The sequence below is a fragment of the Pseudomonas sp. LBUM1648 genome (assembly GCF_059716145.1).
This window is the reverse complement of the sequence record NZ_CP166808.1, coordinates 5,586,691-5,609,903: the sequence shown is the minus strand read 5'-3', so window position 1 is coordinate 5,609,903 and position 23,213 is coordinate 5,586,691. Positions and strand designations below refer to the sequence as shown.

At 58.6% G+C, this 23,213-nt stretch carries 23 protein-coding genes; 14 read left to right on the top strand and 9 right to left on the bottom strand.

Going from position 1 to position 23,213, the window contains the following annotated elements:
• Positions 1 to 19: 19 nt before the first annotated feature.
• Positions 20 to 1,684, top strand: a complete 1,665-nt coding sequence (ettA, locus tag ACA043_RS25430; protein ID WP_187679258.1) for an energy-dependent translational throttle protein EttA — start codon at positions 20 to 22, stop codon at positions 1,682 to 1,684.
• 349 nt (positions 1,685 to 2,033) lie between these two features.
• A complete protein-coding gene (gdhA, locus tag ACA043_RS25425) occupies positions 2,034 to 3,371 on the top strand; it encodes an NADP-specific glutamate dehydrogenase (protein WP_497658130.1) in 1,338 nt (445 codons plus the stop codon).
• Here the strand turns inward: gdhA and ACA043_RS25420 are convergent.
• The 4 genes from ACA043_RS25420 to ACA043_RS25405 all read right to left on the bottom strand — a co-directional run bounded on the left by ACA043_RS25420 (position 3,368) and on the right by ACA043_RS25405 (position 6,883).
• Positions 3,368 to 3,862 (bottom strand): GreA/GreB family elongation factor, encoded by a 495-nt coding sequence (locus ACA043_RS25420; protein WP_305439894.1) that lies wholly within the window; start codon positions 3,860 to 3,862, stop codon positions 3,368 to 3,370. The genes gdhA and ACA043_RS25420 overlap by 4 nt on opposite strands.
• Positions 3,863 to 3,933: 71 nt before the next feature.
• Positions 3,934 to 4,290: a hypothetical protein gene (locus tag ACA043_RS25415; RefSeq protein WP_497658129.1), complete on the bottom strand. Its 357-nt coding sequence runs from the start codon at positions 4,288 to 4,290 to the stop codon at positions 3,934 to 3,936.
• A gap of 155 nt (positions 4,291 to 4,445) precedes the next feature.
• On the bottom strand, positions 4,446 to 6,299 hold the full coding sequence (locus ACA043_RS25410) for an Lnb N-terminal periplasmic domain-containing protein (RefSeq protein WP_497658128.1): 1,854 nt from the start codon (positions 6,297 to 6,299) through the stop codon (positions 4,446 to 4,448).
• Between the two features lie 95 nt (positions 6,300 to 6,394).
• Positions 6,395 to 6,883: a DUF3015 domain-containing protein gene (locus tag ACA043_RS25405; protein WP_042561159.1), complete on the bottom strand. Its 489-nt coding sequence runs from the start codon at positions 6,881 to 6,883 to the stop codon at positions 6,395 to 6,397.
• Positions 6,884 to 7,160: 277 nt separating this feature from the next.
• On the opposite strand from ACA043_RS25405, the gene ACA043_RS25400 reads away from it, so the two are divergent.
• A complete protein-coding gene (locus ACA043_RS25400) occupies positions 7,161 to 9,599 on the top strand; it encodes a Lon protease family protein (protein ID WP_489879964.1) in 2,439 nt (812 codons plus the stop codon).
• A 311-nt stretch (positions 9,600 to 9,910) separates the two neighbouring features.
• On the top strand, positions 9,911 to 10,231 hold the full coding sequence (locus ACA043_RS25395; RefSeq protein WP_095189336.1) for a PA4575 family protein: 321 nt from the start codon (positions 9,911 to 9,913) through the stop codon (positions 10,229 to 10,231).
• Here the strand turns inward: ACA043_RS25395 and ACA043_RS25390 are convergent.
• A complete protein-coding gene (locus tag ACA043_RS25390) occupies positions 10,228 to 12,057 on the bottom strand; it encodes a hypothetical protein (protein WP_497615382.1) in 1,830 nt (609 codons plus the stop codon). The genes ACA043_RS25395 and ACA043_RS25390 overlap by 4 nt on opposite strands.
• 162 nt (positions 12,058 to 12,219) lie before the next feature.
• Here ACA043_RS25390 and ACA043_RS25385 point away from each other — a divergent pair, with 162 nt between their 5' ends.
• From ACA043_RS25385 to bamJ, 3 genes are all read left to right on the top strand, one after another.
• Positions 12,220 to 12,708, top strand: coding sequence for a TIGR00645 family protein (locus ACA043_RS25385; protein WP_129395586.1), 489 nt, complete (start codon positions 12,220 to 12,222; stop codon positions 12,706 to 12,708).
• Between the two features lie 177 nt (positions 12,709 to 12,885).
• Entirely contained in the window at positions 12,886 to 13,191 is a 306-nt protein-coding gene (locus tag ACA043_RS25380; RefSeq protein ID WP_187679196.1) for a DUF6482 family protein, read from the top strand.
• Positions 13,192 to 13,315: 124 nt separating this feature from the next.
• The gene (gene bamJ, locus ACA043_RS25375; RefSeq protein WP_039761705.1) at positions 13,316 to 13,933 is read left to right on the top strand and encodes a BamJ family beta-barrel-assembly machinery protein; all 618 of its coding nucleotides are present in this window, start codon (positions 13,316 to 13,318) and stop codon (positions 13,931 to 13,933) included.
• A 131-nt stretch (positions 13,934 to 14,064) separates the two neighbouring features.
• On the opposite strand, the gene ACA043_RS25370 is transcribed toward bamJ, so the two are convergent.
• From ACA043_RS25370 to ACA043_RS25360, 3 genes are all read right to left on the bottom strand, one after another.
• Complete coding sequence (locus tag ACA043_RS25370; protein ID WP_401267236.1) at positions 14,065 to 14,322, bottom strand: PA4570 family protein; 258 nt, start codon at positions 14,320 to 14,322, stop codon at positions 14,065 to 14,067.
• Between the two features lie 206 nt (positions 14,323 to 14,528).
• On the bottom strand, positions 14,529 to 14,870 hold the full coding sequence (locus tag ACA043_RS25365; protein WP_003228364.1) for a zinc ribbon domain-containing protein YjdM: 342 nt from the start codon (positions 14,868 to 14,870) through the stop codon (positions 14,529 to 14,531).
• A 126-nt stretch (positions 14,871 to 14,996) separates the two neighbouring features.
• The gene (locus tag ACA043_RS25360) at positions 14,997 to 15,965 is read right to left on the bottom strand and encodes a polyprenyl synthetase family protein (protein ID WP_187679198.1); all 969 of its coding nucleotides are present in this window, start codon (positions 15,963 to 15,965) and stop codon (positions 14,997 to 14,999) included.
• Between the two features lie 240 nt (positions 15,966 to 16,205).
• Between ACA043_RS25360 and rplU the strand changes: the two genes are divergently transcribed.
• The 5 genes from rplU to ACA043_RS25335 all read left to right on the top strand — a co-directional run bounded on the left by rplU (position 16,206) and on the right by ACA043_RS25335 (position 19,964).
• Entirely contained in the window at positions 16,206 to 16,520 is a 315-nt protein-coding gene (rplU, locus tag ACA043_RS25355; RefSeq protein ID WP_003176051.1) for a 50S ribosomal protein L21, read from the top strand.
• 35 nt (positions 16,521 to 16,555) lie between these two features.
• The gene (gene rpmA, locus ACA043_RS25350; protein ID WP_003176049.1) at positions 16,556 to 16,813 is read left to right on the top strand and encodes a 50S ribosomal protein L27; all 258 of its coding nucleotides are present in this window, start codon (positions 16,556 to 16,558) and stop codon (positions 16,811 to 16,813) included.
• Positions 16,814 to 17,006: 193 nt separating this feature from the next.
• Positions 17,007 to 18,230, top strand: coding sequence for an Obg family GTPase CgtA (gene cgtA, locus ACA043_RS25345; protein WP_401272240.1), 1,224 nt, complete (start codon positions 17,007 to 17,009; stop codon positions 18,228 to 18,230).
• Positions 18,231 to 18,367: 137 nt separating this feature from the next.
• Positions 18,368 to 19,486, top strand: coding sequence for a glutamate 5-kinase (gene proB / locus ACA043_RS25340; protein ID WP_401272239.1), 1,119 nt, complete (start codon positions 18,368 to 18,370; stop codon positions 19,484 to 19,486).
• A gap of 10 nt (positions 19,487 to 19,496) precedes the next feature.
• The gene (locus tag ACA043_RS25335) at positions 19,497 to 19,964 is read left to right on the top strand and encodes a CreA family protein (protein ID WP_401272238.1); all 468 of its coding nucleotides are present in this window, start codon (positions 19,497 to 19,499) and stop codon (positions 19,962 to 19,964) included.
• A gap of 111 nt (positions 19,965 to 20,075) precedes the next feature.
• Here the strand turns inward: ACA043_RS25335 and rpsT are convergent, their stop codons facing one another.
• Entirely contained in the window at positions 20,076 to 20,348 is a 273-nt protein-coding gene (gene rpsT, locus ACA043_RS25330) for a 30S ribosomal protein S20 (RefSeq protein WP_003228351.1), read from the bottom strand.
• Positions 20,349 to 20,600: 252 nt separating this feature from the next.
• Here rpsT and murJ point away from each other — a divergent pair, with 252 nt between their 5' ends.
• Both murJ and ribF read left to right on the top strand, forming a co-directional pair.
• On the top strand, positions 20,601 to 22,139 hold the full coding sequence (gene murJ, locus ACA043_RS25325; protein ID WP_497658127.1) for a murein biosynthesis integral membrane protein MurJ: 1,539 nt from the start codon (positions 20,601 to 20,603) through the stop codon (positions 22,137 to 22,139).
• 129 nt (positions 22,140 to 22,268) lie between these two features.
• The gene (gene ribF, locus ACA043_RS25320) at positions 22,269 to 23,207 is read left to right on the top strand and encodes a bifunctional riboflavin kinase/FAD synthetase (RefSeq protein WP_167394884.1); all 939 of its coding nucleotides are present in this window, start codon (positions 22,269 to 22,271) and stop codon (positions 23,205 to 23,207) included.
• Positions 23,208 to 23,213: the final 6 nt, after the last annotated feature.

Below are 23,213 nucleotides of genomic sequence, written 5' to 3'. Positions count from 1 at the left end.
CACTGACCCAAGGTTCTCCATGGCTCAATACGTCTTCACCATGCATCGGCTGGGCAAAGTTGTTCCGCCGAAGCGGGAAATCCTGAAAAACATTTCGCTGTCGTTCTTCCCCGGCGCCAAGATCGGCGTACTCGGCCTCAACGGTTCGGGTAAGTCCACGTTGCTGAAAATCATGGCCGGCGTCGACACCGAGTTCGAAGGCGAAGCCCGTCCGATGCCGGATCTGAACATCGGTTATCTGCCGCAAGAACCGCAACTTGATCCGACCAAGACCGTGCGTGAAGTGGTCGAGGAAGCGGTCAGCGTGATCAAGAACGCCCAGGCGCGCCTGGACGAGGTCTACGCGGCTTACGCTGAAGAAGACGCCGATTTCGACAAACTGGCTGCTGAGCAGGCCAAGCTCGAAGCGATCCTGCAAGCCAGCGACGGCCACAATCTGGATCGTCAACTGGAAGTCGCTGCCGATGCGCTGCGTCTGCCGGCATGGGACGCCAAGGTCGAATTCCTCTCCGGTGGTGAAAAGCGTCGTGTGGCCCTGTGCCGTCTGCTGCTATCCGCTCCGGACATGCTGCTGCTCGACGAACCAACCAACCACTTGGACGCCGATTCCGTTGCGTGGCTGGAGCACTTCCTCCACGACTTCCCGGGCACCGTGGTTGCGATCACGCACGACCGTTACTTCCTGGACAACGTTGCTGGCTGGATTCTGGAACTCGACCGCGGTGCGGGCATTCCTTACGAGGGCAACTATTCGGGTTGGCTTGAAGCCAAGTCCGATCGTCTGGCTGCCGAATCCAAGCAGCAGTCGGCCCACGAAAAAGCCATGAAAGAAGAACTGGAATGGGTGCGCAAAGGCGCCAAGGCCCGCCAGTCGAAATCCAAGGCTCGTCTGCAACGCTTCGAAGAAATGCAATCGCAGGAATTCCAGAAGCGTTCGGAAACCAACGAGATCTACATCCCGGCCGGTCCGCGCCTGGGCGACAAGGTCATCGAGTTCAAGAACGTCACCAAGGGCTACGGCGATCGCGTGCTGATCGACAACCTGTCGTTCTCGATGCCGAAAGGCGCCATCGTCGGCGTGATCGGCGGTAACGGTGCCGGTAAGTCGACCCTGTTCCGCATGCTGATGGGCAAGGAAACGCCGGATTCGGGCAGCATCGAAGTCGGCGAAACCGTGCAACTGGCCTGTGTGGATCAGAGCCGCGAAGACCTCGACGGCAGCAAGACTGTGTTCCAGCAGATATCCGACGGTTCCGACCAGATCCGCATCGGTAACTACGAGATCCCTTCGCGCACCTACGTCGGTCGCTTCAACTTCAAGGGCGGCGATCAGCAGAAGTTCGTCAAGGACCTGTCCGGTGGTGAGCGCGGTCGTCTGCACCTGGCGCTGACCCTGAAGGAGGGCGGCAACGTCCTGCTGCTCGACGAACCGTCCAACGACCTCGACGTTGAAACCCTGCGTTCCCTGGAAGAAGCCCTGCTGGACTTCCCGGGCGCCGCCATTGTGATCTCTCACGATCGGTGGTTCCTCGACCGCGTCGCGACCCACATCCTGGCGTACGAAGACGACTCGCAAGCGATCTTCTTCGAAGGCAACTACACCGAGTACGAAGCCGACCGCAAAAAGCGCCTCGGCGAAGCGGCTGCCCAGCCACACCGGGTACGCCACAAGAAACTGGCCTGATATCGGGTTGGTTGCACAAAGAGCGGAGCCTTAGGGCTCCGTTTTTTTTTGCCTTTTTTCTCCAGTGAGACCGAGTCGCGGCCTTCGCGAGCAGGCTCGCTCCCACAGGGAAATGCATTTCAAATGTGGGAGCGAGCCTGCTCGCGAAGGCGGTGTTACTGTTGGTGCATCACTTGGGTTTCGCCTCCCCATTCAGCTGCAAAAAAGCCCTTAAAAGACTTCTGATTTATATCCTGTGCACCATTTAATTGCATATCTGCGACATTTTGAACTGTTCCTGTATGCAGATCGTTTGTTACAGTCCGGCCCAATCTCCTCCAACGACAATAAATTTGCCGAGACTTTTCCCATGACCGAATCCGTCGAATCCTTCCTCACACGCCTGAAAAAACGCGACCCGGATCAACCCGAATTCCACCAGGCTGTCGAAGAAGTCCTGCGCAGTCTCTGGCCGTTTCTCGAAGCCAATCCGCGTTACCTGACCTCGGGAATCCTGGAGCGCATCTGCGAGCCGGAACGGGCGGTGGTGTTCCGGGTGTCGTGGGTCGATGACCAAGGCAAGGTTCAGGTCAATCGCGGTTTCCGAGTCCAGATGAACAGCGCCATCGGCCCGTACAAGGGCGGCCTGCGTTTTCATCCGTCGGTGAATCTGGGCGTGCTGAAATTCCTCGCCTTCGAACAGACCTTCAAAAACTCGCTCACGTCGCTGCCCATGGGCGGCGGCAAGGGCGGTTCGGACTTCGATCCGAAGGGCAAGAGTGACGCCGAAGTCATGCGGTTCTGCCAGGCGTTCATGAGCGAGTTGTACCGCCATATCGGCTCGGACGTCGACGTGCCGGCCGGTGACATCGGCGTTGGCGCGCGGGAGATCGGTTTTCTGTTCGGCCAATACAAACGCCTGAGCAACCAGTTCACCAGCGTGCTGACCGGCAAGGGCATGACTTACGGCGGCAGTTTGATCCGCCCGGAAGCTACCGGTTTTGGCTGTGTGTACTTCGCCGAAGAAATGCTCAAGCGTCGCGAGCAGACCGTCGAAGGCAAGCGCGTGGCGATCTCCGGTTCCGGCAACGTCGCGCAATACGCGGCGCGCAAGGTGATGGATCTGGGCGGTAAAGTGATTTCCCTGTCCGACTCCGAAGGCACGCTGTATTGCGAGGCTGGGTTGAGCGAAGAACAGTGGCTGGCGCTGCTGGAGCTGAAAAACGTCAAACGCGGGCGGATCAGCGAAATGGCGGCGGCGTTCGGTCTGGAGTTCCGCGTTGGTCAGCACCCATGGTCGCTGCCGTGCGACATCGCTCTGCCCTGCGCCACCCAGAACGAACTCGACGCCGAAGCCGCCCGTACGCTGCTACGCAATGGCTGTGTGTGCGTGGCCGAAGGCGCGAACATGCCGACCACGCTGGAGGCTGTGGATATCTTTATCGAGGCCGGCATTCTGTTCGCGCCGGGCAAGGCCTCCAATGCCGGCGGCGTGGCGGTGAGTGGGCTGGAAATGTCGCAGAACGCCATGCGTCTGCTGTGGACGGCGGGCGAGGTGGACAGCAAGTTGCACGCGATCATGCAGTCGATCCACCACGCTTGCGTGCATTACGGCGAAGAGAACGGGCGGATCAACTACGTCAAAGGCGCGAACATCGCAGGCTTCGTCAAAGTCGCCGATGCGATGCTGGCGCAGGGTGTGGTTTAACTCGGTTCGACGCGGATCACTTCAATCACTTGATCGCCGGCGGGGCGCTGCCACAGCACCTCGTCGTTGAGACGGGCACCGAGCAGTGCGCGGCCCAAAGGTGATCCCCAATTGATCAGGCCTTTGGCGGCGTCGGCCTGATCTTCGCCCACCAGTTGCACCCGGCGTTCGGTGCTGTGTTCGTCGGCGTAGGTGACCCAACTGCCGATCTGCACCTTGTCGGTGGAGGTCGCGGCGACGGCGACCTGCGCGCTGCCCAGGCGTTGGTTGAAGTAGCGCAGATCCCGTTCAAGATCGGCCAGGCGCTGTTTGTCAGCCTGTTCGCCCTTGGCCGATTGCTCGGCGTGCAGGGCTTGCAGCTCGGCGACTTTCGCCTGCAACTGCGCCAGCCCTTGCGGGGTGACGTAATTGGGCTGTGTGCTGACCTGCCGTTCGACCGGTTGATCGGCTTGCGCAGCGGCATTGTCTTCGTTGACGAAAGCGCGACTCATGGTGTCCTCCTCTTCATAGAGTTTGGGCCATGGTCGCCGGCATTTGGTTTCACTGGATGTCTGGAAGCGACCTACTGTGAGCGATAAGCCCGCCCGGTGTCCTGGTCTTTCTGTTGCTGCCAGGCGCGTTCGCGTTCGTCCCAATGTTCGTTGCGATATTCTTCGCGACCCTTGTTTTCCAGCATTGCCTGACACTGGCGGAAGCCATCGGTCCAGCCTTCGGCGTACTGCTTGTCCTTGAGATAGCGCGGCACGTTCTTGCGGAATTCACCGCTGATCGAACCGGCCGCCTGGCGGCCGCTGACACAACCGTCATCGAAACCGTCGGCGAAGGCCGGTGGATAACCTTTGGCAATCAAATCTTCGTGAGTGGTCTGGCAACCGCTCAGCACCAGCAAAACGCCCAGCAAACCCGCACACCGCCACATCGCACTCTCCCGCGCCGGTTCTCGGCTTATGGGGAAAGTCTAGAAGGGGATTCGTTGATGGGGTGTGAAAGAAAGATCAAAAGATCGCAGCCTGCGGCAGCTCCTACAGTTGGAATGCATTTCCCCTGTAGGAGCTGCCGCAGGCTGCGATCTTTTCAGTAGTGATACCACTTCACTTCTAGCATCACTTCAGTCTCCGGCGTGGCCAGATGACTGAACTCACGCTGCGCACTCAAGCGCAAACCGAGGTTGCGCGACAACTCCCACTGCTGATTCAGACTCAGGCTGCGGCGCACTTCGCCATTGAAGAAGTAATCGCCCTTGGCTTCCAGGCTGAGATTGCCCAGCGGGTTTTTCCACAGCACGCCGGTATTGAAACCGCCCGCCGGGGAAACAAACTCGGCGAAGTCATTGTTGTGTTCCACCCGCACCGTGCCGAGAGCAAAACCCAGCACATCGTCGCCCAGCGCCCACGTACCGCCACCACCGCCATTGACGTGGCTGACCAGCGTCTCGTCATCGTGTTTGCCCGGCACCCGCTCAAGACCGCCTGTGACTTGCCACGACAGCGGCTGCAATAGCTCATTGCGAGGGGTTAGCGAGCGAATGGTTGCCAGATCCAGTTGCTGGAATTGCCACTGGTTGCCTTCGTACTGGCGCAGTTTCATCTGCAGGATTTCAATCTGCGCACCCAGCGGGAAGCTTTCGGCGTTGTCGTTGAGATCGTGATAGGCCATGCGCAAGCCGTACTCGCCAAATGCGCGGTCGCCTCGAGTACCGAGACCGGCCTGCCAGGTCCTTGATTCGTGGCCATCTTCTGGCAAGCCCGGTTGCGGGATTTCCAGCTCCGGCGCCGGATTTTTGTTGATTGCTCGCAGCAGTTCAAAACTGCGCTGCGCCCGTTGTGGGTCGCGTTCCTGGCCGTTGGCGCGGTAGCGTTCCAGACGATACGCCGCGTCGATGATCAAGGCTTGGCGGGCGCGGGGCAGGGCCTTGAAGGTCGGGTCTTGCAAGACTTGCTGGTCGGCGCTGACTTTCAGCACCCACTGCTGATCTTCATCGCTTAACGGTTCGGCGCGACTGAGCAGTTCACGCTCGCGGGAGGGGCGGTATTCGATGCTTTCGACCAGCCCGGCTTCTTTCACCGCTTTGACCGTGTCGGTAGGAATCGCGGTCAGCGGGAATTGTTCGGTCAGGCGCAGGCTCGGCCGCGCCACTTGCAGCAGTTCGAGCAAGCGGTAGGAGCAGTTTTCATCGAAGAAGAAGTAGTCGAACTGGATCTGCTTCAACTCCCACACATGTTCAACCATGCGCGCGGTTTCTTCTTGCGTCAGATTGAGTCGGTATTCCCACAGATCGCGGTTTTCCAGACTGCGGTATTCGGAGAGTTTTTCCTGATACGGCACCAGTGCGAACAGGCCGGGATAGCCACCCATCAAACCTTTCCAGGCGTAAAGGATGCTGTTGTCCGAACCTTCGATGTAAGCACCGAAGTTGATCGCGTAACTGAGCAGCGACGTCTTGTCTGCCTGCACGTCAGCCTGATCGATGCGCAGCAGCGTGTGGCCGAACATCGACGATGGGCTGTTGAGATAAGCCGCCGGGAAGATCATCACCGCGCTATGCGGCGATACGTCCTTGAACCACTTTTTGTACTCGGCGCACGCAGGTGCCGGCAGATCGGTCAGGTTGAGCTGCGTTTTCAGCCAGCGCGTGCGCGCCGGATAAACGCATTGTGCGTGTTGCTCGCCGAGGCTGGCCGGGGCATACAGTGCCTGAACGGTGGCGGCAAGTTCATGGTCGGGATGTTCGTTGCCGTCGGGCGCCAGAAAGAACTTCTTGTCGCTGACATAGCTGCGCCAGCCACCAAGCTTGGCGGTTTCGTAATGACCGAGGGAAATCCAGAAGCGGTCGTTGGCCAGTTGCTGCAAACGTTGAGGGTCGATGTTTGGCGCGGCGGACAGCGGGGCGCAGACACAGAGCGCCAGCCAGGCAAGGCGTTTGAGCATAGTCGGCAACTTAAACAGGAAAAAAACAAAAACCCAAAGAGGGGCGGGCCAAAAAAATAAAACCCGCTTCCCGAAAGAAGCGGGCGGAGTCGAGCTTAAGCCTGAGTTGCGTACTTGGCCAGACGTGGGTCTGACTTCAGAACGGACAGGGTGTTGGTATGCACGTCTTCAGCGGTCACGTCAGCCTTGCTGAAGATCTGCTGGAAGTGCTCGTGAGTGACAGCAGCGAAGTGCGCACGGTCTTCCGGCGCCACGCCCAGTACCACGGCATAGGTAGTCAGCGCTTCGCCGTTACCTTTTGCCATGTCTTCGGACAGCTCGTTCATCATGCCATTCATGGCAAACCAGGATTTGCCGCCGTAGGTCAGCGACGCGTTGGTCGAGCAACCGTTGGTGCCGGAAGTCATACCAAACGTGGCGTTACCGGAAGTGCCGTTGGTGGTGGATGCCAGGAAGTGAGCAGGGGTGCCACGCTGACCTTCGAACAGCATGTTGCCCCAACCGCAATCCGGGCCGCCTGGAGCTTGCGCCATTGCGTTGATGGATACAGCGGTGAAGAGAGTACCGAGAAGAATCCGTTTCATAGCTTTGTTCTCTTTATGTGCATACCAATGGACAGGGTTCTGACACCTGACGGTGCCAGTGGGCCAGTATTAGTTCCAGCCGCGCAGTTTGGAGTTTAGGCACGTTCCCGGGGTTCCGTGAGTTTTTACAAAAGATTTGGCGATAACCCCGATTTCATGGGTGGCGGGACATGGGCAGCCGGTTGTCTATGCTTTGTCACATGGCGCGCCTTGCCAGTGGGGCACGGGCAGCGCCAGAATGCCGCTATCTGCCCCGCCTGATTGTTAAGGAAGCCCGATGCCTGATCCTGTTGCTGCCAGCCTGCGTATAGCGCCCGAAGCGCTGACCCGTCCGTTTTCCGCTGAACAGTTCAGCTTCACTACCACCAATGATCTGGAGCCCTTTCGCGGTGTGCTCGGCCAGGAACGTGCGGTCGAAGCCTTGCAGTTCGGCGTGGCCATGCCACGCCCCGGTTACAACGTATTCGTCATGGGCGAGCCCGGCACCGGTCGCTTCTCGTTCGTCAAACGCTACCTCAAAGCCGAAGGCAAACGCCTGCAGACCCCGGCGGACTGGGTTTACGTCAACAATTTCGATGAGCCGCGCGAGCCCCGCGTGCTGGAGCTGCCATCGGGCACGGCCGGCGCGTTCATCGGTGACATCAACGGCTTGATCGACAACCTGCTGGCGACCTTCCCGGCGGTGTTCGAACACCCGTCCTACCAGCAAAAGAAAAGCGCCATCGACCGCGCCTTCAACCAGCGCTACGACAAGGCCCTCGACATCATCGAGCGTCTGGCCCTGGAAAAAGACGTCGCCCTGTACCGCGACAGCAGCAACATCGCCTTCACGCCGATGCTCGACGGCAAGGCGCTGGATGAAGCTGAGTTCTCGCAGTTGCCGGAGGCCGATCGCGAGCGCTTTCATGAAGATATTTCCGGCCTTGAAGAGCGTCTGAACGAAGAACTCGCCAGCCTGCCGCAGTGGAAGCGTGAGTCGAACAACCAACTGCGTTCGCTCAACGAAGAAACCATCACCCTGGCCTTGCAGCCACTGCTGTCGCCGCTGTCGGAGAAGTACGCGGAAAACGCCGCTGTCTGCGGTTATCTGCAAGCGATGCAGGTGTACCTGCTGAAAACCGTAGTCGAGCAACTGGTCGACGACAGCAAGACCGACGCCGTCGCGCGCAAGTTGCTGGAAGAGCAATACGCGCCGAGTCTGGTGGTTGGTCATCCGGCCAGCGGCGGTGCGCCGGTGGTGTTCGAGCCGCACCCGACTTACGAAAACCTGTTCGGCCGTATCGAGTACACCACCGATCAGGGCGCGCTCTACACGACCTATCGCCAGTTGCGTCCGGGTGCCTTGCACCGCGCCAACGGCGGTTTCCTGATCCTTGAAGCGGAAAAAATGCTCAGCGAGCCGTTCGTGTGGGATGCGCTTAAACGCGCCCTGCAATCGCGCAAGCTGAAAATGGAATCACCGCTGGGCGAGATGGGTCGTTTCGCCACCGTGACCCTCAACCCGCAGCACATTCCGCTGCAGGTCAAAGTCATCATCATCGGTGCGCGGTCGCTCTACTACACGCTGCAAGACCTCGATCCGGACTTCCAGGAGATGTTCCGCGTCCTGGTCGACTTCGACGAAGACATTCCGATGGTCGACGAGAGCCTTGAGCAATTCGCCCAGTTGCTGAAAACCCGTACGTCGGAAGAAGGCATGGCGCCGTTGACCGCCGATGCGGTCGCGCGTCTGGCCACTTACAGTGCACGTCTGGCCGAGCATCAGGGGCGCTTGTCGGCGCGCATTGGCGATCTGTTCCAGTTGGTCAGCGAAGCGGATTTCATTCGTCACTTGGCCGGCGATGAGATGACCGATGCCGGTCATATCGAACGTGCCCTGAAAGCCAAGGCCACTCGTACAGGTCGTGTGTCGGCGCGGATTCTCGACGACATGCTCGCCGGGATCATCCTGATCGACACCGACGGTGCGGCGGTCGGCAAGTGCAACGGCCTGACCGTGCTTGAAGTCGGCGACTCGGCGTTCGGTGTGCCGGCGCGGATTTCCGCCACGGTGTACCCGGGCGGCAGCGGTATCGTCGACATCGAGCGTGAGGTCAACCTCGGCCAGCCGATCCACTCCAAAGGCGTGATGATCCTCACCGGATATCTGGGCAGCCGTTACGCTCAGGAATTCCCGTTGGCAATTTCCGCGAGTATCGCGCTGGAGCAATCCTACGGTTACGTCGATGGCGACAGTGCATCGCTGGGCGAGGCGTGCACGCTGATTTCGGCGCTGTCGAAAACCCCGCTCAAGCAGTGCTTTGCGATCACCGGCTCGATCAACCAGTTCGGCGAGGTGCAGGCAGTTGGCGGGGTCAACGAGAAAATCGAAGGCTTCTTCCGCCTCTGCGAAGCACGCGGGCTGACCGGCGAGCAGGGTGCGATCATTCCGCAGGCCAACGTCGCCACGTTGATGCTCGACGAGAAAGTGCTGGCGGCGGTGCGCGCCGGGCAGTTCCACGTTTACGCAGTGCGTCAGGCCGACGAGGCGTTGAGCCTGCTGGTCGGCGAACCGGCCGGTGAACCGGATGCTGACGGTCAATTCCCTGAAGGCAGCGTCAACGCTCGGGTGGTTGAGCGTCTGCGCGTGATTGCCGAGATGATCAGTGAAGAAGATCTGAAAGAGGCCGAGAAGGAACTGGCGCAGGAGGCGTTGGTGGAAGCCAAACCGGCGTAACCGATTACGCGGTTAAAACTGTAGGAGCGAGCCTGCTCGCGATCACGGTGTATCAGTCGACATTTCCATCAACTGACACACCGTGATCGCGAGCAGGCTCACTCCTACATTTGTTTTGTGTCGATCTTCGGGAAAAGTGCCATCACTCTGGCGCCAATATTCACACAATGACCATTCGGCGCCTTCTGGTTCCATAAAGCTTGCGCGGCGAACTTTTCTTCTATTCTCAGCTCAAGGATATCGACAGTATCACTGGATCGAGCCAGTCCTCCCGTGAGGGCTGAATACCGGCTTCACCGAGGGTCGCCGCCATGTCGCGCAACCTCTGCCTCACCCGTCAATGCCTGGGTCTCGTGACCCGTATCGAGTGCGCCATCAAGCCGTTGGCCGGCGATACGGGCATGTGGACGCTGCTCTTCGCTGCCGGCATGGCCGGCGAACAACCCTCTGCCATCAAAGCCCAAGGCCCGTTTCACGGCCCGGTCGCTGCCGAGTCGATCCTCGATACCATCGTCGAAAGTCTGACCCTGCACGGCTACGAACTGGCCGACGATCCGCAAATCTGGAGCCTGCACCTGCAAGCCCAGCTTCGGCAGATCAACGGCGGGCGAGGACGTAGCCTCAACAGTTAAGGCGCAGGGGCGGGTGCCTGCGACTTGTCGAGTTTGACCTCAAAGCCGTATTGCACGGTGGCGAGGTCGGTTCGCTGGAAGGTTTCGACGTGGGTTGGTCGGCCGTAGAAGTAGTGCACGCCGAACAACGCTGGGCCTTCTGCGCTCGCATCATGGCTGACCGAGAGGATCTGCTTCAGATAGTTGCCGCTGTCGTCCTTGACGAAGAACCGCCATTCGTTCGCAGGAAACAGTTTCAGATCCACCGCCAGGGTGTTGTTTTTGATCTCCAGGCCTTTGGGCAAAGACTTGGCGTCGTAGGATTTTTTGTCGACCGTGGCGAGAAACAACGGCATCGAACCGACGGCAATCGCCGGGGTTTCCGGGAACAGATTCAGATCATAGGTAATCGTCGCCCGCAACGGGTCGACCTGATAAGCCTCGGGCGGCAGTTCGATTGGCTCATCAAGTTTTCCGCTGCGCTTTTCGGTGAAGAACGTCACCGGGCTGACGCCGGGGCTGAAGTCGTCACCGAGCAATTCATCGTTGAAGGTCCGTCGATGGGAAAACTCGATACGCGCCGCGCTGGGGTCCTCCACCGATTGATGAATACGGATGCCGGCCTTCAATTGGTCTTCTGTCAGGCTTGCGCCTTTGAGCCAGTTCACCGCCAGATCGTCATACACCACCACGGGCAGATCCAGCGCTTGAATGGCTTTTTCCGTGGTGTGCTGATTGAACGCACGAATAGGCAGATCCAGGTTTTTGCGGGTCACGGTGGCCGATGAGAAGTCGAGCACGCTGACTTCCAGGGTTTCGATCGGGCCGTTGAAGTAAACCTTGTTGTAGCGCTTGGGGTGTTGCTGCTCAAAGGCTTGCTGATCGTTACTGAGCTGTTTTTCCAGGGTGTCGCTCCAGCTTTTCTGCTGTTGCAACTGAGCCAGTTGTTTTTCGTAGAAGGCAACCTGCTCCGGACTTTCGTTGATCGAGCCGGCACGCATCAAATATTGCCCGCTGATATCGCGTGCTTGAACGATCAGCGGATTGAGCTGGGCGTCTGCGACTTCCGGTGCCAATGGCAGGCTGTTGCTGAACTCTACTTGCGCGTAGTTCTTTTCAAGCTTGAGCAGTTTGACGCTGAGGTTGTCGTTGGTGCGGATCTGGCCAACGTCCTTTTGCGTCAGGTCGAAACTGTACAAACGTCGCGGCGCAATGACTTCGACCTGGCCTTGCAGGCTCACTGGTTGCGGCTGGGTTTTCTTGTCCACATTCAGGCCGTCGATGAATGGGTAGGTCACCGTCAGGTCATCGGGGTTGGTGACGTTGGAGCTGGACGGGCTCAACTGAATGCCGGGATCGGTTTCCGACCACTCGGGTTGATAAGCAATGACGCGCTTGTTGCTCAGCGTTACCGACTGCCATTCCACACTATGGGGAAACAGGAAGCCGCCGGGAATGTTCAGGTTGAAGGGGAAGACCGGTTGCAGATCCGTGAGGTAATCGGAACTGGCGTCCTTGTGCAGTACGAACAGGCCATTGATGAAGGTATCGACAAGGCTCTGCGGGGTCGGGTAATGCTTTAGCACGCCGAGGGCGTCTTCGCCGTATTCGGTTTTTGCCGGATTGCTGTCGAGTTTCTGTTTTGCGCGCTCAAGCAGCAGCAGCGAACCGCCAAGCTCGGTGATGGCGTCCTTGAGCTTCGGATCGGTGATGGCATCCAGTGACTGTTCGAACTTTGTGGTCTTTTCTTCAAGGCTGGCAGCCTGCTTGTCGTCGCCGGGTGAGCAACCGCCGAGTAGCATGGCGAAGCAAATTCCGGCAGTCGTTATCGGCAATCGCAGATCCATTTCCACTCGTCCTGTCCACTGTCGCTGGGCTGTCAATGATTTGGACACTAGCAGAAAAACCTTGTCACACACACGCAGGTGGCGGATTTCCGGGCGGTTTCTGGCTGTCACAGGTGGCTGGTATACTCGCCACCCATTACAACCCCCCTTGTGTGAGATTCAATGGAACGCTTTATCGAAAATGCAATGTACGCCTCGCGTTGGCTGCTGGCGCCGATCTACATCGGGTTGTCACTCGGGCTGCTGGCGTTGGCGCTGAAATTTTTCCAGGAAGTTTTCCACATCCTGCCCAACGTGTTCTCGATGGCCGAGTCGGAGCTGATTCTGGTGCTGCTGTCGCTGATCGACATGGCGCTGGTGGGTGGCCTGCTGGTGATGGTGATGATTTCCGGCTACGAGAACTTCGTTTCCGAATTGAACATCGACGAAGGCAAGGAAAAACTCAGCTGGCTCGGAACCATGGACTCTTCGTCGCTGAAGATGAAAGTGGCGGCCTCGATCGTGGCGATCTCCTCGATCCACCTGCTGCGGATCTTCATGGACGCCAAGAACGTCGATCCCGAGCACCTGATGTGGTACGTGATCATCCACATGACCTTTGTGATCTCGGCGTTTGCCATGGGTTACCTCGACAAGCTCACCAAGCACTGATCATTGTGGCGAGGGAGCTTGCTCCCGCTGGATCGCGTAGCGATCCCCCCCTCGCAACACAAAAACACCGCCCGTCTGTTGCGAAACAGACGGGCGGTGTCGTTTGTGGCTTGTGCTTTGGGGCGTGCGGGCATATCCCTGTAGAGGTCTTGGCTCGCCACTGCGTGAGGTGTGTTCATGAACCTGCAAGAGTTGAATGCGTTTGCTATCGCCAAAAAAGTAGATGAGCTGAATCTGATCTCCATGGAAGGCGGGATTTATCTGCTGGAAGCGCGGATGCATGGCGCGGCGTATCCGTTGAGCGATCTCAAGGGCAACATGCTGACGCTGCGTTCGGTGGAGCATGCACGAGATTTGCTGCATAACTTTCCGGTGCTGCCGTTCAACCTCGTCCACACCTCGGTGCATGATGAAATGTGTGGACTAAGTGCCAGCATTGAAGAGAGCCTGAAATTGCCGATTGCCTGGCGCTCCGCCCTGTAGACCCCGTGCCCCAACCGACGGGGCATCTGTGCTAGTCTGCTCGCCCTTTTTGGTTCCGGGCGCGCCGGGACGCGCTGTGTTCGCACGGCAAGTCTTGAGGTCGTCCGCACAGCGGAGCAGTGTCATGTCCGAAGTAAATCTGTCCACCGATGAAACCCGCGTCAGCTACGGCATCGGCCGTCAGCTGGGTGACCAGCTGCGCGACAACCCGCCACCGGGTGTCAGCCTGGACGCCATCCTGGCCGGTCTGACCGACGCCTTCGCCGGCAAGCCAAGCCGTGTGGGTCAGGAAGAAATGTCCGCCAGCTTCAAAGTGATCCGCGAGATCATGCAAGCCGAAGCCGCTGCCAAAGCTGAAGCCGCTGCGGGCGAAGGCCTGGCATTCCTGGCTGAGAACGCCAAGCGTGATGGCATCACCACTCTGGCGTCCGGCCTGCAATTCGAAGTGCTGACTCAGGGCGAAGGCGCCAAGCCTACCCGTGAAGATCAAGTGCGTACTCACTACCACGGCACCCTGATCGACGGCACTGTGTTCGACAGCTCCTACGAGCGCGGCCAGCCTGCAGAATTCCCGGTTGGCGGCGTGATTGCCGGCTGGACCGAAGCTCTGCAACTGATGAATGCCGGCAGCAAATGGCGTCTGTACGTGCCGAGCGAACTGGCTTACGGCGCTCAAGGCGTTGGCAGCATCCCGCCGCACAGCGTTCTGGTGTTCGACGTCGAGCTGCTCGACGTTCTGTAAGACCTGGCCTGTCCTTGTGATGGGCTAATGTGGGAGCCAGCCTGCTGGCGATGGTGCGACGGGGTTTTCTTTCAGAACCGCGTTGATGCCAACGCCAGTAATCTGGCTCCCACAATTTTTTGTGGTACTGCTCATATTTCGATCTTGTGATGCAGCTCATTGGTCGGGCGCAAGGCCCGGGCATAGCAGAACAGAAACAGATTGCGCACGAGTTCCTTGAGCACCAGCGGCTCGCTGGAATTCAGGCTGGTGACGTCCAGGTCCCCTTGATCCTGCAGCTCATGCAGCGCTTCTTCTTCCAGCACTGCGCAGACTTCCCCGGTTTCCCGATGCAGGATTCTCAGATAAGGGTGTGGGCGGTCCAGCCAGGCGTCGATCAAATAAGTCATGGTTCTAATCTCCTTGAAAGGGTTTCAATGAGAATAATTCTTATTCGTCAAATAGCAAGCGCCTATTGGCATGTTGCGAGTTTTTACGGGTAAAGATTGCGTAAGGTCAAAACGGCTGGCGTTTAGCTATTGCGTGGTTTTTCTGGGGGAAAGCGAGGAGGGTGGAGCTCCATCCCACGGCTGGCGCGGGATGGATGACAGCAGGCTCAGACTTTTCTGACGAACTCGGATTTGAGTTTCATCGGGCCGATGCCGTCGATCTTGCAGTCGATATCGTGGTCGCCATCGCACAAGCGGATGTTCTTGACCTTGGTGCCGACCTTGACCACCAGCGACGTGCCCTTGACCTTCAGGTCCTTGATCACGGTGATGGTGTCGCCGTCCTGCAGGACGTTACCGACCGAATCCTTCTTCACTGCATCGTCAGAGGCCACTTCGGCTTCGCCATTGGCAGACCACTCGTGGGCGCACTCCGGGCAGATCAGTTGGGCACCGTCTTCATAGGTGTATTCGGAATTGCATTTCGGGCAGGGTGGCAGCGTGCTCACTAAGGCTCCTTGAGGATGTGGTTCGCTAAAAGTCGCACATTGTATAAGGTTTTTGCCGTGAGAGGGCAGGCAACAAAAAGCCGCAGGCTTCAGAGAAGGCTGCGGCTTATGGTGAGGCGGGCAGAATCAGTGCGTGCGCGCGACCGCAAACTCACTCAGTTCAACCAGTGCATCGCGGTATTCGCTGGCCGGCAGCGCATCGAGGCACTTGATCGCACGGGCCACGTAATCACGGGCCAGTTGCGCGGTGTACTCCAGCGAACCGGACGCTTCCACGGCGACGCGGATGCTTTCCAGGTTTTCGATCCCGCCTTTCTGGATCGCCTGGCGCACCAGTGCAGCCTGCTCAGGCGTGCCTTCGCGCATGGTGAAGATCAGCGGCAGAGTCGGTTTGCCTTCGGCCAGATCGTCACCGACGTTCTTGCCCAGGGTTTCGGCGTCGCCCTTGTAGTCGAGCAGGTCGTCGACCAGTTGGAACGCCACGCCCAGGTGATCACCGAAGGTGCGCAGGGCTTCGCTCTGCTCGGCGGTGGCACCGGCCAAAGCGGCGGCGCTGTGGGTCGAAGCTTCGAAGAGCATCGCGGTCTTGCCGCGGATGACTTCCATGTAGGTTTCTTCGGTGGTGCTGGCGTCGCGCACCTTCGACAGTTGCAATACTTCGCCTTCGGCGATGATGCGCGTGGCCTGGGACAGGATCTTCATCACCGGCATCGAGCCCAGTTCGACCATCATTTCGAACGAGCGCGAGTACAGGAAGTCGCCGACCAGCACGCTCGGGGCGTTGCCCCACATGGCGTTGGCGGTTGAACGGCCACGACGCATGCCGGACATGTCGACGACGTCGTCATGCAGCAGGGTGGCCGTGTGCAGGAATTCGATGGTCGCCGCCAGCAGGCGCATGTCGTCGCCTTCGCGACCCAAGGCCTTGCCACACAGCAACACTAATAAAGGACGCAGACGTTTGCCGCCGGCCGACGTGATGTAGTCGCCGATTTTCGATACCAGCGGCACTCGGGAAGTCAGCTGCTTCTTGATGATGCCGTCGACGGCGCTAAAATCGTCCGCCACCGCGCGGTAGAAAGCTTGGGGTTGCATCAGCGAGAGTCGCTCCAGAAGGGTTGCGCGGCATGCTAGGACCCCCGTCCAGACCTGTCAAGGCGCGATGGACGGCTACTTGCAAGCCTGCCGCGCCTTGCGTACAATCGCGCACCCTGAACTTCCTGGGCAGCACCTGCCTTACGCAATTGCAAGCAGGCCTTCCAGCCTCATGCAGCCATGCCAGCCAATACCTCTTCTTATAAAGAGCTGGGTGAGCAGGATTATCGGAGAAATACCATGTCTTATGCAGTAATCGTTACTGGCGGCAAGCAATACAAGGTCGCCCCAGGTGAATACCTGAAGATCGAAAAACTGGAAATCGCTACTGGCGAATCCGTTACCTTTGATCGCGTTCTGTTGGTTGCCAATGGCGACGACGTGAATATCGGCGCTCCAGTTGTTGCTGGCGCTACTGTTGTGGCTGAAGTGATCTCCCAAGGTCGTCACGATAAAGTCCGCATCATCAAGTTCCGTCGTCGTAAGCACCACATGAAGCGTATGGGCCACCGCCAGTGGTACACCGAGATCAAAATCACCGGTATTCAGGCTTAATTTCAGCCTAATTCCTCACTAGGAGAATTGAACTCATGGCACACAAAAAAGCTGGTGGTAGTACCCGTAACGGTCGCGACTCAGAAGCCAAACGCCTTGGCGTCAAGATGTATGGCGGCCAGAAAATCATTCCGGGCAACATCATCGTGCGTCAGCGCGGCACCCAATTCCACGCCGGTTACGGTGTTGGCATGGGTAAAGATCACACCCTCTTCGCGAAAATCGAAGGCGTGATCAAGTTTGAAGTAAAAGGCGCGTTCAACCGCCGTTACGTGAGCGTTGTCGCAGCTTAATTGCGCAATCGCTGGAAGAGCCCTGTCTTGCGACGGGGCTTTTTCGTTTGTGGGGTGAGTCTCTTGCAAAACTGTTTGTATGGGCTGTCGGCGTGCGATGCAGGTCGTGTATTGGGGTCGCTGCGCTCATTTTTGCAAGAGTCTTATGTCTTGATTGTTTTTCGGCTCGTCCGTATGGCGAGAGGCGTTGGTTATGAAGTTTGTTGATGAAGTATCGATTCGCGTAAAGGCTGGTGACGGCGGCAATGGTGCCATGAGTTTCCGTCGGGAAAAATTCATCGAAAACGGTGGTCCGAACGGTGGTGATGGCGGTGATGGCGGTTCCATCTACATGATGGCCGACGAAAACCTCAACACCCTGGTGGACTACCGTTACACCCGGCACTTCGATGCCGAGCGTGGCTCCAACGGCGGCAGCACCGACTGCACCGGCAAAAAAGGTGAGGATCTGATCCTGCGCGTGCCGGTCGGTACCACGGTGATCGACTCCGCCACCCAGGAAGTCATTGGCGACCTGACCAAGGCTGGCCAGAAGTTGATGGTTGTGCAGGGCGGCTGGCACGGTCTGGGCAACACCCGTTTCAAATCCAGTACCAACCGTGCGCCGCGTCAGACCACTCCGGGTAAGCCGGGTGAGCAGCGCGACCTGAAGCTGGAAATGAAAGTGCTGGCCGACGTCGGTCTGCTGGGCTTGCCGAACGCCGGTAAAAGTACTTTTATCCGTTCGGTTTCGGCGGCCAAGCCGAAAGTTGCCGACTACCCGTTCACCACGCTGGTGCCGAACCTGGGTGTGGTCAGTGTCGATCGCTGGAAGAGCTTCGTCGTTGCCGATATTCCGGGCTTGATCGAAGGTGCTTCTGACGGTGCTGGCCTGGGTATTCGTTTCCTCAAGCACTTGGCGCGCACGCGTCTGCTGCTGCATCTCGTCGACATGGCGCCGCTGGATGACTCCAGCGCTCCGGATGCGGCGGAAGTGATCGTCAACGAGCTGATCAAATTCAGCCCGTCCCTGGCTGAGCGTGATCGCTGGCTGGTGCTGAACAAGTGCGACCAGATCCTTGAGGAAGATCACGATGCTCGCGTCAAGGAAATCGTTGATCGCCTAGAGTGGACTGGTCCGGTTTACGTGATCTCGGCCATCGCCAAGATCGGCACCGAGCGTCTGTGCCACGACATCATGCGTTACATGGAAGATCGCGCCGATCGTCTTGCTGCCGACCCGGCTTACAAGGAAGAGCTGGCCGATCTGGATCAGCGCATCGAAGACGAAGCGCGTGCGCAATTGCAGGCGCTGGACGACAAGCGTGCCCTGCGTCGCAGCGGCGTGAAGTCGGTCCATGACATCGGTGACGATGACTGGGATGAAGAAGATGTGGATGACGAAGACGGTCCGGAAATCATTTACGTGCGTGACTGATTCGTTGCAGTAAACTTAAGCGCCGCTCAATCGAGCGGCGTTTTAGTATCTGGAAATCGATCGTTGGTCAGGAACAGCCACGAATAACGTCACGGGCAGCGCTGGGTCGCGCTGTCCTCAAGCTAAGGTTGAAGATGATGCGGAGCAAGGTGACAGGTGCGCAGCGTTGGGTCGTAAAGATCGGCAGCGCTTTGCTGACAGCTGATGGCAAAGGGTTGGATCGTGCGGCAATGAGTGTCTGGGTTGAGCAGATGGTGGCCTTGCATGAGGCCGGCGTCGAGTTGGTGCTGGTGTCCTCCGGGGCGGTGGCGGCCGGCATGAGTCGTTTGGGCTGGACCGCACGACCCAGTGCGATGCATGAGCTCCAGGCGGCCGCTGCGATCGGTCAGATGGGCTTGGTGCAGGCGTGGGAATCGAGCTTCGCCGAGCATGGCCGACACACGGCGCAGATTCTCCTGACCCACGACGACCTGTCCGATCGCAAGCGCTACCTGAACGCCCGCAGTACCTTGCGTGCGCTGGTCGAGCTGAAAGTCATCCCGGTGATCAACGAAAACGACACTGTAGTCACTGATGAAATTCGTTTCGGTGACAACGATACGCTGGCGGCGCTGGTGGCCAACCTGGTCGAGGCGGATCTGTTGGTGATCCTGACGGATCGCGATGGCATGTTCGACGCTGATCCGCGCAACAATCCCGATGCGCAGATGATCTACGAGGCGCGTGCCGATGATCCGAGTCTGGATGCGGTGGCGGGCGGCACTGGCGGTGCGCTGGGGCGCGGCGGTATGCAGACCAAATTGCGCGCGGCGCGGCTGGCGGCGCGCTCAGGTGCCCACACCATCATCGTCGGTGGGCGGCTTGAGCGGGTGCTTGATCGTCTTAAGGCTGGCGAGCGTATCGGCACCTTGCTGTCGCCTGAGCGAGGCATGCTGGCTGCACGCAAGCAGTGGCTGGCCGGGCATCTGCAGACCCGTGGCACCTTAGTGCTGGATGATGGTGCGGTGTCGGCGTTGTCACAGGGCAACAAGAGCCTGCTGCCGGTGGGCGTCAAACTGGTGCAGGGCAGTTTCCGTCGCGGGGAAATGGTGGTTTGCGTGGCGCCGGACGGTCGTGAGATCGCTCGTGGTCTGGCCAACTACAGTGCGCTGGAAGCACAAAAAATTATCGGACAGTCGTCGGATGCGATTGTCGGTTTGCTGGGTTACATGGCTGAGCCGGAACTGGTTCACCGTGACAATCTGATTCTGGTTTGAGGAAAGCTCGATGCGTGTAGCAAAAGGATTGTTGGGTCTGCTGATTGCGTTGCCATTGCTGGCCTCGGCCGAGGAAATCGGTCAGGTGTCGACGGTGTTCAAGTTTGTCGGGCCGAACGACCGGATCGTGGTCGAGGCCTTTGATGATCCGAAGGTGGAAGGTGTGACCTGTTATCTGTCGCGCGCCAAGACGGGTGGTGTGAAGGGTGGTCTGGGTCTGGCCGAGGATCGCGCCGAAGCCTCGATCGCTTGCCGTCAGGTCGGTCCGATCAATTTCAAAGGTGAGCTGAAAGATGGTGATGAGGTGTTCAAGGAGCGCACGTCACTGGTGTTCAAGACCATGCAGGTGGTGCGTTTTCTCGACAAGAAACGCAATACGTTGGTGTACCTGGTCTACAGCGACCGCTTGATCGAGGGCAGTCCGCAGAATGCGGTGACGGCGATTCCGATCCTGCCGTGGGTGCCGGTTCAGCAATAAGGCAAGAAAATCCATGTGGGAGCCAGCTCCCACATTTTTTTGCTCTGTATTCACCAAATCGCAGGCAATAAAAAACCGACCCTGAGGTCGGTTTTTTAATGACTACGTCGCTTAGGCAGCTTCTTTCAGTGCCTTGACGTGGCCATTCAGACGGCTCTTATGACGAGCAGCCTTGTTCTTGTGGATGATGCCTTTATCGGCCATGCGGTCGATAACTGGCACAGCCAGAACGTATGCAGCTTGAGCTTTTTCAGCGTCTTTTGCGTCGATGGCCTTAACTACATTCTTGATGTAGGTACGAACCATGGAACGCAGGCTGGCGTTGTGGCTGCGACGCTTCTCAGCCTGTTTTGCACGTTTTTTGGCGGAAGGTGAGTTGGCCACCGTCGAGCTCCTCGAAAGACTTTTTAGGAAATAGCAAACAAAATAGGCCGCGAATCATGCCGATGAAGAGATGTCTTGTCAAGGGCACTTCAATCGTTCCGCTAAGTGGTAGGTATAAAGAGGCGGGATATTTATTTCCGGCGCTTGACCTGTAAACTCGCGAGCTTTGGCTCTGTGCTGTTGCGGCGCGGAGTATCGCACAAGTAGGCGCATTGTTCGCCTGCTGTTTATCGAAAGGCCCTGATTTCCTCAATGAATCTGCTCAAATCGTTGGCCGCCGTCAGCTCTATCACGATGCTTTCCCGTATTTTGGGATTTGTTCGTGACACGCTCATTGCTCGCACATTCGGCGCCGGAATGGCGACTGACGCCTTCTTTATCGCCTTCAAACTGCCCAATCTGCTGCGGCGAATTTTTGCCGAAGGCGCGTTCTCTCAGGCATTTGTGCCGATTCTGGCCGAATACAAAAGCCAGCAGGGCGAGGAGGCGACTCGAACCTTTATTGCCTACGTATCGGGTCTGTTGACCCTGGTATTGGCCGTGGTAACGGCCCTGGGCATGATCGCTGCGCCTTGGGTGATCTGGGCCACAGCCCCCGGTTTCACCGATACACCGGAAAAATTCCAGCTCACCTCTGATCTGTTGCGGGTGACCTTCCCTTATATATTGCTGATCTCCCTGTCGTCGCTGGCCGGGGCAATTCTCAATACCTGGAACCGTTTCTCGGTGCCGGCCTTTGTGCCGACATTGCTCAACGTCAGCATGATCGTGTTTTCGCTGTTCCTCACGCCGTACTTCGATCCACCGGTCATGGCCCTTGGCTGGGCGGTGCTGGTCGGTGGTCTGGCGCAATTGCTCTATCAACTGCCACACCTGAAAAAGATCGGCATGCTGGTGCTGCCGCGCCTGAATCTGCGCGACACCGGTGTCTGGCGTGTGATGAAGCAGATGCTGCCGGCGATCCTTGGTGTCTCGGTGAGCCAGATTTCGCTGATCATCAACACCATCTTTGCCTCGTTTCTGGTCGCAGGTTCGGTGTCGTGGATGTACTACGCCGACCGCTTGATGGAGTTGCCATCCGGCGTACTGGGCGTCGCGCTGGGCACGATTCTGTTGCCGACTCTGGCCAAAACCTACGCCAGCAAGGACCGCCACGAGTATTCGCGCATTCTCGACTGGGGCCTGCGCCTGTGCTTCGTGCTGGTGCTGCCGTGCTCGCTGGCGCTGGGAATTCTCGCCGAGCCATTGACCGTTTCGCTGTTCCAGTACGGCCAGTTCAGTGGCTTTGATGCCGAGATGACTCAGCGCGCATTGATTGCCTATTCTGTCGGCCTTCTCGGGATTATCGTGATCAAAGTGCTGGCGCCGGGCTTTTACGCGCAACAGAACATCCGCACTCCGGTGAAAATCGCAATCTTCACGCTGGTGGTTACTCAACTGTTCAACCTGGTGTTGATCGGCCCGTTGGCCCACGCCGGGCTGGCGTTGGCCATCAGTGCAGGTGCCTGTCTGAACGCCGGTTTGCTGTTCTATCAACTGCGCAAACAGCAGATGTACCAGCCGCAGCCTGGTTGGGCGAAGTTCGGCTTCAAGCTGGTTGTGGCCGTGGCGGTGATGTCGGTGGTGTTGGTGGTCGGCATGCATTTCATGCCGGCCTGGGATCAGGGGCACATGCTGGAACGCTTCCTGCGTCTGGGCGCTTTGGTCGCGGCGGGCGTGGTTTCGTATTTCGGTATGTTGCTGCTGCTCGGTTTCCGTCTGCGCGACTTCAATCGCAAGGCCTTGAGCTGAGGTTTTACCCCTTATAAACGGGCACGGGCCGGCGGTTTTGTCGGCTCGATCACTTTGCGTTACGGTGTTGCCTGTCGTCTGCCGCCGGGTGTGGTTATAATCGGCCACTTTATGAGCAAGAAGCGCGTTATGCAGCTGGTTCGAGGCCTCCACAACTTGCGCCCCCAGCATCGGGGCTGCGTCGCCACTATTGGCAACTTTGACGGTGTTCACCGTGGTCACCAGGCTATCCTGGCCCGGCTGCGTGAGCGTGCGCTTGAGTTGGGCGTACCCAGCTGCGTGGTGATTTTCGAGCCGCAGCCACGGGAGTTCTTTGCACCCGAGACCGCGCCGGCACGTCTGGCCCGGTTGCGCGACAAACTGCAACTGCTGGCGGCCGAAGGTGTTGACCGGGTCTTGTGCCTGGCCTTCAACCAGCGTCTGAGCAAGCTCAGCGCCAGTGAGTTCGTCGACACCATTCTGGTAGACGGCCTCGGCGTGCAGCATCTGGAGGTCGGTGACGACTTCCGCTTCGGCTGCGACCGCCTCGGTGATTTCGATTTCCTGCTGCAGGCCGGGCAGGTTCACGGGTTTAGCGTGGAAGCTGCGCAAACCGTCGAGCTGGACGGCATTCGCGTCAGCAGCACCCAGGTGCGCAACGCGTTGGCCGCCGCCGATTTTGCCTTGGCCGAACGGTTGCTCGGCCGCCCGTACCGCATCGCCGGTCGCGTGCTGCATGGCCAGAAACTGGCCCGGCAACTGGGGACGCCCACTGCCAATATTCAACTCAAGCGTCGTCGCGTGCCGTTTACCGGGGTGTATCTGGTGGATGTCGATATCGACGGCAAGACCTGGCCCGGCGTCGCCAATATTGGCGTGCGGCCCACGGTGCAGGGTGATGGCAAGGCCCACCTTGAAGTCCATCTTTTAGATTTTGCCGGCGATCTGTATGACCGGCGTTTGACGGTGGTTTTCCACCAAAAGCTGCGTGAAGAGCAGCGTTTCGCCTCCCTGGAGGCGCTGAAAACGGCGATCAATGCGGATGTCGCCACCGCCCGTGCACTAGCCGCACCTAGCGCCCATCGCTAATGAAGA